Annotated in this window: 15 protein-coding genes; 7 read left to right on the forward strand and 8 right to left on the reverse strand. The window is 64.5% G+C overall.

Features of this window, described 5'->3' with window-relative positions:
* Together YH64_RS30385 and gltX are read right to left on the reverse strand one after the other, a co-directional pair.
* A partial coding sequence (locus YH64_RS30385; protein WP_221935910.1) for a hypothetical protein occupies positions 1-251 on the reverse strand: 251 nt, incomplete at its 3' end.
* A gap of 56 nt (positions 252-307) precedes the next feature.
* The gene (gltX, locus tag YH64_RS18825) at positions 308-1,714 is read right to left on the reverse strand and encodes a glutamate--tRNA ligase (RefSeq protein WP_046806093.1); all 1,407 of its coding nucleotides are present in this window, start codon (positions 1,712-1,714) and stop codon (positions 308-310) included.
* Positions 1,715-1,833: 119 nt separating this feature from the next.
* Between gltX and YH64_RS18830 the strand changes: the two genes are divergently transcribed.
* Positions 1,834-4,275, forward strand: coding sequence for a GNAT family N-acetyltransferase (locus YH64_RS18830; RefSeq protein ID WP_046806094.1), 2,442 nt, complete (start codon positions 1,834-1,836; stop codon positions 4,273-4,275).
* Between the two features lie 135 nt (positions 4,276-4,410).
* On the opposite strand, the gene YH64_RS18835 is transcribed toward YH64_RS18830, so the two are convergent.
* The 6 genes from YH64_RS18835 to yjgA form a co-directional block, all read right to left on the reverse strand.
* Entirely contained in the window at positions 4,411-5,103 is a 693-nt protein-coding gene (locus tag YH64_RS18835) for an isochorismatase family cysteine hydrolase (protein ID WP_046806095.1), read from the reverse strand.
* A gap of 9 nt (positions 5,104-5,112) precedes the next feature.
* A complete protein-coding gene (locus tag YH64_RS18840) occupies positions 5,113-5,949 on the reverse strand; it encodes an ABC transporter permease (protein WP_046806096.1) in 837 nt (278 codons plus the stop codon).
* 3 nt (positions 5,950-5,952) lie between these two features.
* On the reverse strand, positions 5,953-6,765 hold the full coding sequence (locus YH64_RS18845; protein WP_046806097.1) for an ABC transporter ATP-binding protein: 813 nt from the start codon (positions 6,763-6,765) through the stop codon (positions 5,953-5,955).
* Positions 6,765-7,760: an ABC transporter substrate-binding protein gene (locus tag YH64_RS18850; RefSeq protein WP_046806098.1), complete on the reverse strand. Its 996-nt coding sequence runs from the start codon at positions 7,758-7,760 to the stop codon at positions 6,765-6,767. Before YH64_RS18850 ends, YH64_RS18845 begins: the two co-directional genes overlap by 1 nt.
* Positions 7,761-8,167: 407 nt before the next feature.
* Positions 8,168-8,845, reverse strand: coding sequence for an alpha/beta hydrolase (locus YH64_RS18855; protein ID WP_046806099.1), 678 nt, complete (start codon positions 8,843-8,845; stop codon positions 8,168-8,170).
* A 29-nt stretch (positions 8,846-8,874) separates the two neighbouring features.
* Positions 8,875-9,426 (reverse strand): ribosome biogenesis factor YjgA, encoded by a 552-nt coding sequence (yjgA, locus tag YH64_RS18860; protein WP_046806100.1) that lies wholly within the window; start codon positions 9,424-9,426, stop codon positions 8,875-8,877.
* 58 nt (positions 9,427-9,484) lie between these two features.
* On the opposite strand from yjgA, the gene pmbA reads away from it, so the two are divergent.
* From pmbA to YH64_RS18890, 6 genes are all read left to right on the forward strand, one after another.
* Complete coding sequence (pmbA, locus tag YH64_RS18865; protein WP_046806101.1) at positions 9,485-10,849, forward strand: metalloprotease PmbA; 1,365 nt, start codon at positions 9,485-9,487, stop codon at positions 10,847-10,849.
* A 159-nt stretch (positions 10,850-11,008) separates the two neighbouring features.
* On the forward strand, positions 11,009-12,103 hold the full coding sequence (locus YH64_RS18870; RefSeq protein WP_046806102.1) for a TRAP transporter substrate-binding protein: 1,095 nt from the start codon (positions 11,009-11,011) through the stop codon (positions 12,101-12,103).
* A gap of 259 nt (positions 12,104-12,362) precedes the next feature.
* On the forward strand, positions 12,363-13,517 hold the full coding sequence (locus YH64_RS18875) for an ABC transporter substrate-binding protein (protein ID WP_006226687.1): 1,155 nt from the start codon (positions 12,363-12,365) through the stop codon (positions 13,515-13,517).
* Between the two features lie 172 nt (positions 13,518-13,689).
* Positions 13,690-14,571 (forward strand): branched-chain amino acid ABC transporter permease, encoded by an 882-nt coding sequence (locus YH64_RS18880; protein ID WP_046806103.1) that lies wholly within the window; start codon positions 13,690-13,692, stop codon positions 14,569-14,571.
* 3 nt (positions 14,572-14,574) lie between these two features.
* Positions 14,575-15,456 (forward strand): branched-chain amino acid ABC transporter permease, encoded by an 882-nt coding sequence (locus YH64_RS18885; RefSeq protein WP_046806104.1) that lies wholly within the window; start codon positions 14,575-14,577, stop codon positions 15,454-15,456.
* The gene (locus YH64_RS18890; RefSeq protein WP_046806105.1) at positions 15,449-16,237 is read left to right on the forward strand and encodes an ABC transporter ATP-binding protein; all 789 of its coding nucleotides are present in this window, start codon (positions 15,449-15,451) and stop codon (positions 16,235-16,237) included. Before YH64_RS18885 ends, YH64_RS18890 begins: the two co-directional genes overlap by 8 nt.
* Positions 16,238-16,274 lie beyond the last annotated feature (37 nt).

Below are 16,274 nucleotides of genomic sequence, written 5' to 3' on the forward strand. Positions count from 1 at the left end.
CCCCCTGTCTCTTCTTCTTTTTTTTTTTTTAAGTACGCCGCCCACCCCAGAGCCCACCCCTGGCCCGCTCGCCGGCGGCGCCAAATGTAAAAAATCGCCCGCCAATAGCCCGCCAACGGCCCGCCAATAGCAAGCCGATAGCAAGCCGATAGCAAAACGAAAAAACGGCGTTCCGAAAACTCGGAACGCCGTCTTGGGGCCAACATATCGGATTCGACCCCGATCGCCTTGGCTAAGCCGATCTGGTTCAACAGGTCTGTGCTGAGTCGGACCAGCCTTGCCCGGCCCGGCTTGAAGTCCGTCCTGCTTAGATCGCAGCCAAGCGGGCCAGCACCGTCTGCTTGCCCAGCAGGGCCAGCACGGCGTCGACGGCCGGGGTTTGCGTTTGACCCGTCACCGCCACGCGCAGCGGAATCGCCAGTTGCGGCATCTTCATGCCACGGTCGGCCAGCACGGCCTTGATCAGCGCCGACAGGGCCTCGCGGGTCCAGTCGGTGTCTTGCGCGCGCTGGGCAAAGTCCGCCAACGCTTCGCGCGCGGGGGCAGTCAGGTGCTGCTCGACCAGTTCCGGCGCGGCCGGTGCGAACGGCGCGCAGAACAGCATCGCGCCATCGGCCAATTGTTCCAGCGTTTCAGCGCGGTCTTTCAGCAGGCCCATCACGCCCGGCAGGTCGATTTTTTCAGGGTGGCCGCCCCGGTTCGCCACGCGCGGCGCCACGCGTTCTGCCAGTTCCGCGTTGTCCATCTGCTTGATGTAGTGCGCGTTGACCCAGTTCAGCTTCTTCGGGTCCCATTGCGACGCGGACTTCGACAGGTGCTTGGTGTCGAACCAGGACACCAGCTGCTCGCGCGAGAACAGCTCGTCGTCGCCGTGGCTCCAGCCCAGGCGGGCCAGGTAGTTGATCATGGCCTCGGGCAGGTAGCCGTCGTTGTCATATTCCATGACGTTGACCGCGCCGTGGCGCTTGGACAGCTTTTCGCCGTCCGGGCCCAGGATCATGGGCACGTGGCCGTATTCGGGCAGCGTGGCGCCCAGCGCGCGCAGGATGTTGATCTGGCGCGGCGTGTTGTTGACGTGATCGTCACCGCGCAACACGTGCGTGATGCCCATGTCCCAGTCATCGACCACGACGCAGAAGTTGTACGTGGGCGTGCCGTCCGGGCGCGCAATGATCAGGTCGTCAAGTTCGGTGTTGTCGAAGCTGATGGTGCCTTTGACCATGTCGTTCCAGGACGTGGCGCCTTCTTGCGGGTTCTTGAAGCGCACCACCGGCTTGCGGCCTTCGGGGATGGCGGGCAGCGTCTTTCCCGGCTCAGGGCGCCACGTGCCGTCATAGCGCGGCTTGTCGCCGCGTGCGCGGGCGGCTTCGCGCATGGCTTCCACTTCTTCGGGCGAGCTGTAGCAGTGGTAGGCAGTGCCGGCGGCCAGCATCTGCGCGACCACTTCGCGATAGCGGTCCATGCGCTGCATTTGATAGAAGGGGCCTTCATCGGGCTGCATGCCCAACCACTGCATGCTGTCCAGAATGGCCTCGACCGCTTCCGGCGTGGACCGCTCGACGTCCGTGTCTTCGATGCGCAGCACGAACGTGCCTTGATGGTGGCGCGCGAACGCCCAGGAGAACAGCGCGGTGCGCGCGCCGCCCAAATGCAGAAAGCCCGTGGGCGAAGGCGCGAAGCGCGTACGAATGGGGGAGGTGGCGTTGGAAGTCATAGGTGGCAATGATAGCGGCTGCGGCGCCACAAAAGCGGCGTCAGGCTGGGTCCACATCAAGCGGACGGCGGGCTTGTCTTGTTACGATGAACGGTATTTTAGATTAGGGCGTACCCCCTATGCTGCGACACGCGCTTGCCCCCATGTTCGAACCCAGTTCGCTGGTGATCGTTGCCGACCGGCCACTGCCGGCGGCGGGCTCTCTGTCGCCCGCGCTCAAGGCGAAGACCACGGTGGTCGATTGCCAGGCGGGCGCCGCGCCGGAATTGCCCGCCGCCCTGGAAGGCCTGGCGGCGGGGGCGCGACCTGATCTGGCCCTGGTTTGCGTGTCGCCCGCCGTGCTGCCGGAAACGCTGCGCCGCCTGTCGCCGCTGGCGCCGCGCGCCGTGATCCTGTTGCCGCACGAACTGCCTGACCCGTATCCGCGCGGCACCTGGGCGTTGTGCCGCGCGTGGGCGGAAGAGAACCGCTGCGAACTGCTGGGGCCGCGCTCGTTTGGCGCGCAGCGGCCGCATGCCGGGTTGAACTTCAGCCAGCACCCAGTGCTGGCACGCGCGGGGCGCGTGGCGCTGGTGGCGCAGTCGCGCTCCATCATGGCCGCCGTCATGGACTGGGCCGAAGACGTGCACATCGGCTTTTCCACCGCCGTGTCGCTGGGCGACGAAGCGGTGGTGGGGCTGTCGAAAGTGCTGGATTACCTGGCCAGCGATCCGCGCACCGACAGCATCGTGCTGTACCTGGAAGACGTGGGGCCGGCGCGCGAATTCATGAGCGCGCTGCGCGCCGCGGCCAGCGTAAAGCCCGTCATCGTGCTCAAGGCGGGTCGGTCCGATGCCGACAGCGCCGACGCCATTTTCGACGCCGCCCTGCGCCGCGCGGGCGCGGTGCGTGTGCGCTACTTCGTGCAGCTGTTCTCGGCCGTGAAAGTGCTGGGCTATACGCGCCGCCCCAAGGGCCGGCGCGTGGCGCTGATCTCGAACGGCAGCGGGCCTCCGCAATTGGCCATGGACCTGATCGGCCCCGACGCCGCCGTGCTGCGCGCCGACCTGGCGCCCACCACCCGCCGCGCGCTTCAGGCCATGCTGGAGCCCGACGCCGCCTGCGACAACCCCGTCATTACCTACACGCCGCTGACGCCCGAACGCATCCGCGCCATTCTGGAAACGGTGCTGGACGACACGGGCGTGGATGGCGTGCTGGTGCTGCTGGCGCCTGACGCGCTGGCCGACATGCCCGCCGTGGCGCGCGAGCTGGCGCAGATTGCGCCCAGCGCGAAGAAGCCCGTCGTCACCTGCTTCATGGGCGACGCCGGCATGCGACCGCTGCGCCGCATGCTGGACGATGCGGGCACGTCGGCGTTTCGTACGCCGGAATCGGCCGCCGACGCCTTCGGCGTGCTGGCCTCGCACCACTACAACCAGCAGCTGCTGCTGCAAACGCAACCGCAAGAACCCCCCACCCACGTGCCCGACCTGGCCGCCGCGCGCGAACTCATCGCGCGCGTGCGGGCGGATTGCCGCCGTGAATTGAATACGTCCGAAATCCGGACCTTGCTTGGCCTGTTCTACGTGCCGCTGCGCGACATGCCGGTGGAGGTGGCGTCCGCCGAACCCGAATCCCGCCCCATGGCGATCCGAGTGCGGCGCGATCCGCAGTTTGGCCCTGTCATCCGCTTTGGCGCGGGCGGGCCCGACGCGGTGCTGTCCGTGGCCGATCGCGGCATGGATCTGCCGCCGCTCAACGGCTTCCTGGCCCGTCAGCTGATCGAACGCAGCCGGCTGTGGCGCCGTGTGCTGGCGCCGCGCGTGGGCCACATGGCGGCCGAGTCGCTGCAACAGGCGGTGGTGCTGGTGTCTGAAATGGTGTCGGAATTGCCCGACATCGAAACGCTGGATATCGACCCCCTCTACGCCGGTGAAACCCATCTGCGCGCGGGCGGGCTGCGGATGATGCTGACCGAAACGCCGGGCTGTGAAACGCCGCAGACGTCCGGTTATCCGCATATGGCGATCCATCCGTATCCCACGCGGCTGGTGCACGTGCGCCGATTCAATGACGGCATTCCGTGGGTGCTGCGCCCCATCCGCCCGGAAGACGGCGAGGCCTTGCAGGAGTTCATTCGCGGCTTGTCCGAACGGTCGCGCTATATGCGCTTTGTGTCGATGATGCGTGAGCTGACACCGCGCATGGTGTCGCGTTATACGCAGGTGGATTACCACCGCGAACTGGCGCTGGTGGCGGCCACGCAGGTGCCCAACCCGGCCAACCGCGGCCATCCGCGCGAAGTGATCGTGGGCTTTGCCCACTATCTGCGCAACCCGGACGGGCGCGGCGCGGAATACGCGCTGGTGATCGGCGATGATTGGCAGCGGCGCGGCCTGGGCCGCCAGCTGATGACGGCGCTGATCGACGCCGCGCGCGAGCAGGGGCTGGAATACATCGATGGCCTGGTGCTGTCGACCAACCGGCCCATGCTGGCGCTGATGACCAGCCTGGGCTTTACCAACGACGCCGACCCGGAAGACCCGACGATGCGGCGCGTGTGGCTGGGCCTGGCCTAGGCGCCGACACGGTAGCGCATCGGGTTGGCCCAGCTTGGCCCGGCTCGGCCCGGCCCGGCCTGGCTTGGTCGGGCTTGGGCTGGCCGCCGATGACGCGCCGCCTGTTGCCGGGTGTAGCCCGACGCGCCGTCGCCGTCAGGCGGTTTTCCGCACCGCCTCGGCCGGCGTCAGCCGCGCCGTGACCTCGTCCACCGACAGCACATCCCCAAAGAACAGCATCCAGCCCTGCAAGGCATGTTCGTGTTCGGCCGGCGTGACCGCCGCCAGCGCGTCGTCGACCATGATGGTGCGAAAGTCGCGCATCATCGCGTCGCGCGCGGTGGATTCGCAGCACACGTTAGTGACGGTGCCGGTGATCAGCAGCGTATCCACGCCCAGCCCGCGCAGCAGCGGTTCAAGCTCTGACGAGCCCGTCGCCATGGCGCTGTAGAAGCGCTTGACGACGCGCGGGTCGGCATCGTCCACGTGCAGGTCGGGGTGCAATTGAAACCCCGGCGAATCGCGGCGCAGCGTTTCCAGGCGCCGCTTGCTGCGTTCGGGCGTCAGCATCACCCCGTGGTGATGCGACCAGAACGCATCGGCGTTGTCCGACGCCGTCTGCACCCACACTACCGTCCCGCCCGCCGCGCGCACCGTGTCGCACAGCCGGTTGATCGGCGCGATGATGTCACGCGCCGGGGCGCATTCGCCTTGATAGCCGGGCAGGGTGAAGTACTGCTGCATGTCGATCACGACCACCGCGCAGCGCGCTGCCGGCAGGGTGTCGTAGGGATGCAGGCAACCTTGCCGGGCCACGACGCGGTCTTGTACCCATTGCGGAAATTCCATGACGCCTCCTTAGCCGTAGCGCCGCGCCACGGCGGCTTCGACGCGATAGATGATCAGGTACATCACGCTGGAGATCAGCGCCAGCATGGCAATTGCCGTCATGACGATGTTCAGCTTGAACACTTGGCTGCCGTTCATGATGAGAAAACCCAGCCCGGAATCGGCCGACTGGAATTCGCCCACGATCACGCCCACCAGGGCCAGGCCGATGTTCATCTTCACGGCCGCGATCAACGTGGGCACGCTGCCCGGCAGCACTACCTTGGTCAGCACCTGCCAGCGGCTGGCGCCAAAGGTGTGAGCAAGCTTGACCTTGTTCTGGTCGATGCCGCGAAAGCCCGCGTACACGACCATGATGGTGACGAACACCGCGATAGCGACGGCCATGCCGTACACGGCGTAGTCAGACCCCAGCCACAGATAGAAGATCGGCACGAAGGCAATCTTGGGCATGGCATTGGCCACCACCAGGAAAGGGTCCAGCACCTTGTACAGGAAGTCCGACCACCACAGCGCGGCCGCCACCACGATGCCGATCGCCATGCTCAGGGTGAAGCCGACCAGCGTGGCCGACAGCGTGGTCATGATGTGCTTGGCCAGATGGCCGTTGTTCCACAGGTCGATAAAGGTGGGCCACAGCGCGCTGGGGTAGCTGGTCAGCAGCGGGTTCACGATGTGCATGCGCGGCAGGATTTCCCAGGCGCACAGGAACACGATCAGCAACAACGCCTGGCTTAGCCGGATATTGCGTTTCTTGGCGCGGTCCCGGCGCAGGTAGTCCAGGTATTTGGCGCTGGGCGCGGGTACGGCGCGCAGGGGAACGGTGTTGGCAACGGGGGAATTCATCGGTCAACCCTCCACGTGGACGTCCAGCTCATCCCAGAGCTGTTTGAAATAGGCGTTGAATTCCGGCCGCGAGCGCGCCTGGAAGGGCGTGGGACGGGCACCGTCGCCGTAGTGGATGCGGTACTGGCTTTTCAGCCGGCCGGGGCGGCGCGACAGCACGATGACGCGATCCGTCATGGCGATGGCTTCACCGATATCGTGGGTGACCAGCACCACCGTCTTGCCCTCGCGCCGCAGGATGTCCACGACTTCGTCCGAGATGGCCAGGCGTGTCTGCGAATCCAGCGCCGAGAACGGCTCGTCCAGCAAAATCACGTCCGGTTCGGTGACCAGCGTGCGCGCCAGCGCGGCGCGTTGTCGCATGCCGCCCGACAGCTGTCGCGGCGTGTGCGTCAGGAACGCGCCCAGCCCGCACTTTTCAAGTATGTGCACGGCGCGCGCCTCGCTGCGCGCATCGCGCCGGCCCTGGATCTCGGCACCCAGCATCACGTTGTCCAGGATGGTGCGCCATTCAAACAGATAGTCCTGCTGCAACATGTAGCCGATGCGCGGGTTCGGCTTGGTCACGCTGTGGCCATCGACCATGACGGCGCCGGATGTGGGCGGAATCAGGCCCGCAATCAACGACAGCAAGGTGCTTTTGCCGCATCCGCTTTGGCCGATCAGGCTGACGAATTCGCCCGGCGCCAGCGAGAACGACACGTTCGACAGCGCCTCGGTTTCGCCATCGGTCGTGAAGTACGACAGGCAGACGTCGCGCAGCTCGATTTTTGCGGTGGCGGTGGCCGGCTTCAGGTTATGGATGGCGGCTCCCATTACTGCACCTTGTTGGCAAAGTCGGCCACCACCACGTCCTCGTATTTCACGCGGGCGGAGTCCTTCATGACGGCGCTGGCAATCAGCATGTCCTGCAACTTGTTCATGGCCTCGGCGGTGACCAGTGGCGACGTCTTCCAGATCTGGTATTGCTTGTAGCGCTCGATGGCTTCCGTGACGGCGCCCTGGTCCATGCCCGGGAAGAACGTCATGATCTGCGGCGCCAGCGTTGCGGCCGGCGTGTCCTTCACGTACTTCTCGGCGCGCGCCACCACATTGGTCCAGGCCTGGATGACCTTGGGGTTGTCGCGGATGTATTTGTCGGTGGCGGTGAAGACGGTGTAGTCCACCTGGCCGACTTCATGGCCCACCGACGCGACGATGTACCCCTTGCCGTTGCGCACCAGCTCGCCGGCCTCGGGCTCCAGGAAGATGCCGTATTCGCCCTGGCCCGCCATCCAGGCGCCCGCACGCGCCGGGATGCCGATGTTGTTCAGCAGCTTGACGTCTTTCTGCGGATCCAGGCCATGCTTGCGCAACGCGGTTTCCAGGAACACGATGGGGTTCGAGCCGGGTCGAAACCCGATGACTTCCTTGCCCTTGAGCATCGACCAGTCAAACTTGTCGACCGGCTTGCGCGCCAGCAGGAAGAAGCCATCGGTGGCGGTCAGCCCGGCAAAGATCTTCGGTTTGACCGGCGATTCGCTGTTCTGCACATAGATGGAAGCCTCGGGCCCGATCAGCACGATATCGGCGCTGCCCGATAGCAGGGCGGTCATGCCCTTGTCGGTTCCCTGCGAGGTTTTCATGGACACGTCCAGTCCGGCGTCCTTGAAGTATCCCTGTGACAGGGCCACGTACTTGGGCACGTAAAGCACGGATCGCACCACTTCTTCGTAGCGCACCTTCACGGGGGGATTCAGGGCTTGGGCCTGGGCGGCCAAGGGAGCAAACAGCGCAAGCAGCGCCGCGCCCGCCAGGCGGGGAAGTGGCATGGATTTCACGGGACTTTCTCCTGCGTCTTATATGGCACGCCGAAACCCGGCGCAGCATGGCCAATGGGGTTGAATCGACAGCAACAACAGGGAAGCCCGAACACCAGCAGCCCGGGCCGACAAGGCATGGATCGAATACTATATTCAAGCAGCGGGCGTAGACAAGCTTTTTGGGATTGGCGTTTTTCTATATGGACGAGCGCCGACGCAGCCCGGAAAATTCAGGGCTTGAATACCACTTGGTATACCAAAGGGGTTTTTGCCGGATTATCGGCAGGGGGCTGGAGCCGGCTTGCCGGGGGCAGTGCCCAGGCCACGGCGGCGTGCCGCAAGCGGGTCCCGGCAGCCGGCAAGATCAGGCGCGGCGGGGCGGCAAGCCCGGCGCGCGCCTGAACATCACCGCTGCTTCAGGCAAGCACGCTATTCAAGAACGCCGAGATATCGCGGACTTCTTCGGCGCACACCGAATGCGGCATTGGATACGTGTGCCAGCGCACGTCATAGCCCAGGCGCTTCAATTCCGTCACCGACGCCTCGGCGCGCGCCAGCGACACAACCGGGTCGTGCAGGCCATGCGCCATGAAGATCGGCGTGGCGTGGTTGGCGCTGTGGCGTTCGGCTTCGGCCGTGTTCAGCAGCGGCAGATAGCCCGACAGCGCCATCATGCCCGCCAGCTTTTCGGTCAGCCGCAAGCCGGTGTGCAAGGTCATCGCGCTGCCTTGCGAGAAGCCCGCCAGCACGATGTTCGACGTCGGGATGCCGCGCGCGTTTTCACGCGCGATCAGCTTGTGGATGGCGGCTTCGGAAGCGCGGATGCCCTTGGCGTCTTCCACACGGACCAGGTCCATGACCAAAATGTCATACCAGGACCGCATCGACATGCCGTTGTTGATCGTCACGCGCTGCACCGGCGCGTTCGGAAATACAAAGCGCACGCCCAGCCCTGCGGGCAGGTCCAGTTCCGGCACGATGGGGGCGAAGTCGTTGCCATCCGCGCCCAAGCCGTGCAGCCAGATGACGGCGTGCGTGGGGTTGGAGGCGGTTTCGATCTCGATGCAGTCGAGCAGGTCGTTGGAAGCGTTCATGGACGGCCGAAAAAAATCAAAAGGGGGAATCAGAGCGTCAAGGTCTTCAAGGCCTGGAACAGCGCGCGATAGTGCTTCTTTTGCGGCTCCTGGCCTTGCAGCAGCGAGGCATTGCCCAGCTTTTCCTTGCGCGCGGCGCGGATCAGCGTGCGCAATTGCTGCGCATCCGCTTGTGGGTTGTTCGCCAGCAGCTTGGTCAACGTGTCGTCGTCGTCCAGCAGGCGGTCGCGCAGGGCTTCCAGCCGGTGCATGGCGGCGGTTTCTTCGCGCGAGCCGTTTTCCCACACATCCAGCTGGGCGCGGATCTCGTCGGCGGGCGCGTCGCGCATCAGCTTGCCCACAAAGTGGATCTGCCGGCGGCGGCCTTCGCGGCCCGTCGTGCGCTGCGCCGTGCGGATTGCCTCATAGAGGCGCTCGGCCAGCGGCAATTGCTTGAGGCGGTCGGGGGACAGTTCGATCAGCTGTTTGCCCAGGTCCAGCAAGGCGTGCATTTCACGCTTGACCTGGGACTTGCTGGGACGGTCGTAGCCGTTCTCGTCGTAACCGTCGTCGACGGATTCTTCTTCAGTATGGGAATTCATGGAAAACTGCGCAATGACAGACTTGGCTATGATAACCGTCTCTGCAAATTGGACAGCAATGGTTAAAACCTCCTCATCCTTGCCGCTGGCGGCGAATCACGCGCGTTTTTCCGAACTCGTTGAGCAAACCCTCGCCTACGCGCGCCAGATTGGCGCTTCGGACGCGGCGGCGGAAGTCTCGGAAAGCCTGGGGCTGTCGGTCTCGGTCCGCAAGAACGACATCGAAACCGTTGAGCAGACACGCGATCGCTCGCTGGACCTGACGGTCTACGCCGGCCAAAGCCGCGGGTCGGCCTCGACGTCCGACTTCTCTGAAGCCGCCCTGCGCCAGACGGTCGAAGCCGCCTGGCACATCGCCCGCCACACCGCCGCCGATCCGGCCGCCGGCCTGCCCGACGCCGACCAACTGGCCACGGAATTCCCCGACCTGGACCTGCACCACGCCTGGACGGTGTCCACTGAGGAAGCCGCCGAACTCGCCTTGCGCGCCGAACGCGCGGCGCGTGACGTCGATCCGCGCATCACGAATACCGATGGCGCCACCGTGGGCACCTACGAAGGCCAGTTCGTCATGGGCAACAGCCGTGGCTTTATGGGCGGCTACCCGTATTCGCGCCACAGCCTGTCCGTGGCGCCTATCGCCGGCCGGGGCAACGGCATGCAGCGCGACTACTGGTACACGTCCGAACGCGATCCGGCCAACCTGGCATCGCCCGAAGCCATTGGCCGCTACGCCGCCGAACGCACGTTGTCGCGCCTGTCGGCCCGCCGCATTCGCACCGGCAAGTTCCCTGTCCTGTTCGAAGCGCCCCTGGCGCTGGGCCTGGTCGGCGCACTGACGCAAGCCGTCAACGGCGGGGCGCTGTATCGCAAGGCCAGCTTTCTGCTGGACGCGCTGGGCAAGCCCATTTTCCCCAAGCACATCAACCTGACCGAAGACCCGCACATCCCCGGCGCGATGGGCAGTTCGCCGTTTGACGACGAAGGCGTGCGTACCCGCCGCCGCAACGTCGTGTCGGCCGGCGTGCTGGAAGGCTACTTCCTGTCCAGCTACACCGCGCGCAAGTTGGGCATGGCCACCACCGGCAACGCCGGCGGCTCGCACAACCTGGTGTTCAGCTCCACGCTGACCAAGCGCGGCGACGACTTCGAAGCCATGCTCAAGAAGATGGGCACGGGCTTCCTGGTCACCGAACTGATCGGTCAGGGCGTCAACTACGTCACCGGCGATTACTCGCGCGGTGCGTTTGGCTACTGGGTGGAAAACGGCAAGATCCAGCACGCGGTGCAGGAAATCACTATCGCCGGCAATCTGGCCGACATGTTCCAGCAGATCGTTGCGGTGGGCGCGGACACCATTTCGCGCGGCACGAAGACCACCGGCTCGATCCTGATCGAGCAAATGGCCATCGCCGGCACCTGAGCCATGAGCGCGCTCGCGGGCGCGCTCATCCATCCTGCCGAATGCATTGGGATGGGGGCCGCGCGGCTGGGGAATTCCTCTAGCGCCCGGCACGGCCTCACCGTGTAATATCCGGCGGGTATTGCTCGACGTACCCCGAAGCTGCTGAGGAGCATTGCGATGCAACGACGTTCATTCTTGAAGCATGCCGGACTGGGCGCCGTTGCAACCGGCGCCGCCGTCAGCGCGCCTGCGTTCGCGCAAGACATGCCGTCCTTGAGCTGGCGCCTTGCCTCTGCATTTCCCAGCGCGCTGGACTTGCGCATCGGCGCAGGCGAACAGTTTTGCAAGTTCGTCACGGAATCCACCGGCGGCAAGTTCAATATCCGTCATTTCCCGGAAGGCGAAATCGTACCGGCCGCCGACCTGCTTGAAGCCGTCTCCACCAACAAGGTGGAATGCGGACACGGCTCGTCGCGCGCCTATCACGCCAAGAACCCCGCCTTTTGCTTCGATGCCGCCGTGCCCTTCGGGCTGACGGCGCGCCAGATGAACGCCTGGATGAGCGAGGGCGACGGCCTGCGCCTGACCCGCGAACTGTTCAAACCCGAAAAGATCATCAACTTCCCGCTGGGCAATACCGGCGCCCAGATGGGCGGCTGGTACACGCGGGAAATCAAGCGCCAGGCTGACCTGAAAGACCTGAAAATGCGCGTCTCCGGCCTTGGCGCGGACGTGCTAGCCCGGCTGGGCGTAGCGCCGCAGCCGGTCACCCAGGTGCCGCTTGCCCAGGCCTTCGACAAAGAAGGGCTGCAAGCCATCGCGGGGGCGGGCGCCTATGACGACGCCAAGCTGGGCTTCAATAAAGTAGCTAAGTATTACTACGGACCCGGCTGGTGGGTGCCCGGCGAGCAGCTGTCGCTATATATCAATGACGACGCCTGGAACAAGCTGCCCAAGCATTACCAGTCCATCGTGCAGGCCGCCGCGTTGGCTGCTCACGTGTCGCTGACTGCCCGCTACGACGCGCGCAACCCGGCAGCGCTGGCGCAACTGGCGGCAAGCGGCGTGCAAGTGCGCGCTTTTCCGCGATCCATCATGGACGTGGCATTCGAGGCCACGCAACAGGTCTACAAGGACTTGTCGGCCAAAGACCCGAAATTCAAGGCAATACACGACAGTTACATGGGCTTTCGCGACAGGGCAATGCCGTGGTTCCGCCTGACCGAAAATGCTTACGGCCAGTACGTGGCCGTGGCGTTGTCGGGACGGTAGAAGGAGGGCGCCGGACGCCGAATGGCATTCGGTGCAAAGTAGGGTTTTTGCTAGTAATAGCGCATTTTTTACAAAAAAATGGGCGGTTTTCGGGCTTTTCTCGAACCACATTCGAGTTTCGGCCTGATACAAAGGAGTAATATCCCGGGTCTTGACGCGCAATCATGGCGCCTTTAGGCGGCATATGACGTCAATCCGGCGGGATTACACCAGCCCGGATTACCAATATTCCGAGACAGACTTTAAGGTGGTATCAACCATGCAATCCAAGACCAAGAAGCTGCTGGCTGCGCTGATCGCCGCTGGTATCGTCCCGGCTGCGCACGCGGCTGACATCAAGCTGGGCGTGGCAGAAGCCCTGTCCGGCGGCGCCGCCCAGTACGGCGTGTCGATCCGTAATGGTTTCCAGCTTGCCGCTGATGAAATCAACGCTGCGGGTGGCATCAACGGCAACAAGCTGGTGCTGGTTGTCGAAGACGAACAAGGCAAGAAAGAAGAAGCCATCAACGTCTTCAAGAAATTGATTTTCAAAGACAACGTCCTGATGGTCTTTGGCCCGACGCTGTCCAACTCGGCCCAAGCCGCTGACCCGATCGCGCAAGCGGCCAAGACGGTCGCCTTCGGCACGTCCAACACCGCCGATGGCATCACGTCCATCGGCAACTACGTGTTCCGCAACTCGGTCACCGAAGCCGACGTGCTGCCGGCCACGATTTCCACCGTCAAGGCAAAGACCGGCCTGAAGAACGTGGCCGTGCTTTACGGTAACGACGACGTCTTCACCAAGAGCGGCTACGACAACTTCAAGAAGGCGCTGGAAGACCAGAAGATCCCGGTCACCACGACCGAAACGTTCGCCAAGGGCGACGTGGACTTCAAGGCCCAGCTGACCAAGATCAAGGGCACCAACCCCGACGCCATCGTGCTGTCCGCACTGCTGGCCGAAGGCGCCCCGATCATGGTGCAAGCGCGCCAACTGGGCCTGAACGTGCCGGTCATCGGCGGCAACGGCATGAACTCGGTCAAGATTTTCGACCTGGCCCCTGGCGGCGCATCGAACAATCTGTGGATCGGCAGCCCGTGGTCGATCGAGAACAAGGCCCCCGAGAACGTCAAGTTCATCGACGCCTACAAGGCCAAGTTCAACGGTTCGCCGGACCAGTTCGCGGCTCAGTCGTATGACGCCATGTACATCGTGGCCCAGGCACTGAAGAACACCAAGATCACCGGCGAATTGCCCAAGGACCGTGCCGCGCTGCGCGACGCGCTGCCGTCCGTGACCTGGACCGGCGCCACCGGCGCGTTCAAGTTCCGCCAAGCCAACGACCGCGCCGGCAAGCCCGCCGGCTACGACGCCGACCAGGCGCCGATCGTCAGCGTGACCAAGGACGGCAAGTACGTCATCGAAAAGTAAGCGCTACGCATCCCCGCGCGGGGGGATGCGCCTTGCGGCCAGCCCACAGGCTGGCCGCAAGGCGCTTTTTATCGCAGGGCCGTCCCAATAAAAGCCATGCCGTCTTCGCGGGCGGCGTCAGGCCATGCAGTGGGCGCTGCATGGGGCCCTCATAGATCTGGAAAGTCCCATCATGTTCGAACAACAATTCGTCAATGCCTTGTCGCTGGGCTGTGTGTATGCACTGTTCGCGCTGGGCTTCACGCTGATCTTCGGCGTGCTCGGGGTGATCAACCTGGCGCATGGCGCCGTCTTCATGGTTGGCGCCTACGCGGCACTGTTCGTGGTTCAGCAATTCGGCCTGCCCTTGTGGGCGGCGCTGATGGTCGCGTTCTTTGTGGCCGGCTTCACCGGGGTCATCATCGATTACCTGGTCCTCAAGCCGCTGCGCAAGCGCAACGCACCCCACTTGATCCCCATGATCGCCACGATTGGCGTGGGCATCATCCTGAATAACGGCGCCCAGAGCATCTTTGGCGCCAGCAACCTGCGCTTTCCGCACGGTACCGTGCCCGAGGAAGTGATCGAGGTCGCCGGCCTGCACCTGACCGTGATCGAGCTGGGCATCATCTTCCTGTCGTTCGCGTTGATGGCCGTGCTGATGTACGTCATGCGCCGCACGCAGTTCGGCCGCGCGCTGCGCGCCATCGCCGAATCGCCCAAGGCCGCGTGGCTGCTTGGCATCAACGTTGAAAAGCTGTTCGTCACGACCTCGTTCGCCGCCGCCGCCCTGGGTGGCGTGGCCGGCGTGCTGATCGGCCTGTATTCGAACGCACTGTTCCCGCTGATGGGCCAGCCGATGCTGCACAAGGGCATCGCGGTCATCATCCTGGGCGGCATGGGCGACATACGCGGCGCCATGCTGGGCGGTCTGTTCCTGGGATTCGCCGAGGTGCTGTCGGTGGCCTACATCGGCTCCACCATGCGCGACGCGGTGGCTTTCGGCCTGCTGTTCCTGATCCTGCTGGTGCGCCCGCAAGGTCTGTTCGGCAAAGTGGTTCAACGCAAGGCTTAAAGAATGAGCGGATTCGAAAACTTCTGGGCCATTTACGGCAACCTGGTGCTTACGCTGGGCACCAACGCATTGCTGGCCCTCTCCATCTGGCTGACCCTGGCCTGCGGCATGCTGGCCATGGCCAACGCCGCCTTCATGGGCATCGGGGCGTACACCGCCGCGCTGCTCACCATGAACTACGACGCGCCGTTCTCGGTTGCGCTGGCCGGGGGCATGGCCGCGCCCGCGCTGGTGGCGGCGTTGATCGGTTTGCCAACCTTGCGCCTGTCCGGGGTCTACCTGGCCATGGCCACGCTGGGCTTTGGCGAAGTGGTGCGCGTCACCATCCTGAACACCGAATCCATTACCGGCGGCGCGCTGGGGCTGAACGGCATCCCGCAGCTGACGCAGTGGTGGCATGTGGTGCTGGCGGTCGTCATCGTGCTGTTCGTGCTGTGGCGCGTGCGCGCCTCCAAGATCGGACGCTCGTTCGACGCCATTCGGGGCGACGAAACGGCGGCCGGCCTGATGGGCATCGACGTGCGCGCCAACAAGATGCTGGCCTTCGTGGCCGGCGCGATGATCGCGGGTCTGGCCGGCGCCCTGAACGCGCACCTGACCTTCTTCATCGGTCCCAATGAATACGGTTTCGACCGTGGCGTTGAAATCCTGACCATGGCCATCCTGGGCGGCATCGGCGGTTTGGCCGGTCCCGTGCTGGGCAGCTTCATCATTACCGTGTTGCCCGAGCTGCTGCGCGGTTTTGCGGATCTGCGCCTGGTCGCCAACGGAGTGATTCTGGTGGTGATTGTGTTGTTCCTGCCGCAAGGCATCTGGGATCCGGCGCGCTTCAAGCGCTGGATGCGTCAAGGCCGGGGCGGCCAGGGGGGCAAGCGCCATGCTTGAGCTTTCTTCCGTCTCCAAGAGCTTCGGCGGCCTGCATGTGCTGCATGACGTCAACCTGTCGGTGCCCGAGGGTTCCATCTTCGGTTTGATCGGCCCGAACGGCGCCGGCAAGACCACGGTGTTCAACCTGATCACCGGCCTGTTGCCGCCCAGCGGCGGCACCATCACGTTCAACGGCCAAAGCGTCCTGTCCAAGAAGCCGCACAGCATCACGCGCATGGGCATCGCCCGCACGTTCCAGAACATTCGTCTCTTCAAAGAGATGACGCTGCTGGAAAACGTGGTGGTGGGCGCCTATCGGCACATGAACTACGGCTTTCCCAGCCTGCTGCTGGGCCTGCCGGGTTACCGCGAGCACGAAAAACGTGCCCGCGAGCGCGCGCACGAATTGCTGACGTGGATGCGCCTGGATCACAAGGCAAACGATCTGGCCGACAACCTGTCCTACGGCGAACAGCGCCGCCTGGAGCTGGCGCGCGCGCTGGCCACCGAGCCCAAGCTGCTGCTGCTGGACGAGCCGGTCGCGGGCATGAATACCGGCGAACGCGCCGAACTCATGCGCGAGATCCTGGCCATTCGGGATCGCGGCTACACCATCCTGATGATCGAACACGACATGCGCTTCGTCATGGGCCTGTGCGAACGCATCGCGGTGCTGAACTTCGGCAAGATCATCGCTTGCGGCGGCCCCGACGAAATCCGCAACAACGAGCAGGTCATCGAGGCCTATCTGGGCCGCGAAGACGACGAAGACACCGAACAAGTGGAGGCCGCCAAATGAGTCGCCGGGCTGCTCCCAAGATGAATACCGTAGCGCG

The sequence above is a fragment of the Achromobacter sp. LC458 genome, from assembly GCF_001005835.2.
GTDB classification, from domain to species: domain Bacteria; phylum Pseudomonadota; class Gammaproteobacteria; order Burkholderiales; family Burkholderiaceae_B; genus Achromobacter; species Achromobacter spanius_B.

What these genes read in the sequence shown, in the direction of transcription:
- YH64_RS18880 (WP_046806103.1), top strand. Translation starts at nt 13,690, where the DNA reads ATGTTCGAACAACAATTCGTCAATGCCTTGTCGCTGGGCTGTGTGTAT.
- YH64_RS18875 (WP_006226687.1), top strand. Translation starts at nt 12,363, where the DNA reads ATGCAATCCAAGACCAAGAAGCTGCTGGCTGCGCTGATCGCCGCTGGT.
- YH64_RS18885 (WP_046806104.1), top strand. Translation starts at nt 14,575, where the DNA reads ATGAGCGGATTCGAAAACTTCTGGGCCATTTACGGCAACCTGGTGCTT.
- pmbA (WP_046806101.1), top strand. Translation starts at nt 9,485, where the DNA reads ATGGTTAAAACCTCCTCATCCTTGCCGCTGGCGGCGAATCACGCGCGT.
- YH64_RS18890 (WP_046806105.1), top strand. Translation starts at nt 15,449, where the DNA reads ATGCTTGAGCTTTCTTCCGTCTCCAAGAGCTTCGGCGGCCTGCATGTG.
- YH64_RS18830 (WP_046806094.1), top strand. Translation starts at nt 1,834, where the DNA reads ATGCTGCGACACGCGCTTGCCCCCATGTTCGAACCCAGTTCGCTGGTG.
- YH64_RS18835 (WP_046806095.1), bottom strand. Translation starts at nt 5,103, where the DNA reads ATGGAATTTCCGCAATGGGTACAAGACCGCGTCGTGGCCCGGCAAGGT.
- YH64_RS18850 (WP_046806098.1), bottom strand. Translation starts at nt 7,760, where the DNA reads ATGCCACTTCCCCGCCTGGCGGGCGCGGCGCTGCTTGCGCTGTTTGCT.
- yjgA (WP_046806100.1), bottom strand. Translation starts at nt 9,426, where the DNA reads ATGAATTCCCATACTGAAGAAGAATCCGTCGACGACGGTTACGACGAG.
- YH64_RS18870 (WP_046806102.1), top strand. Translation starts at nt 11,009, where the DNA reads ATGCAACGACGTTCATTCTTGAAGCATGCCGGACTGGGCGCCGTTGCA.
- YH64_RS18845 (WP_046806097.1), bottom strand. Translation starts at nt 6,765, where the DNA reads ATGGGAGCCGCCATCCATAACCTGAAGCCGGCCACCGCCACCGCAAAA.
- gltX (WP_046806093.1), bottom strand. Translation starts at nt 1,714, where the DNA reads ATGACTTCCAACGCCACCTCCCCCATTCGTACGCGCTTCGCGCCTTCG.
- YH64_RS18855 (WP_046806099.1), bottom strand. Translation starts at nt 8,845, where the DNA reads ATGAACGCTTCCAACGACCTGCTCGACTGCATCGAGATCGAAACCGCC.
- YH64_RS18840 (WP_046806096.1), bottom strand. Translation starts at nt 5,949, where the DNA reads ATGAATTCCCCCGTTGCCAACACCGTTCCCCTGCGCGCCGTACCCGCG.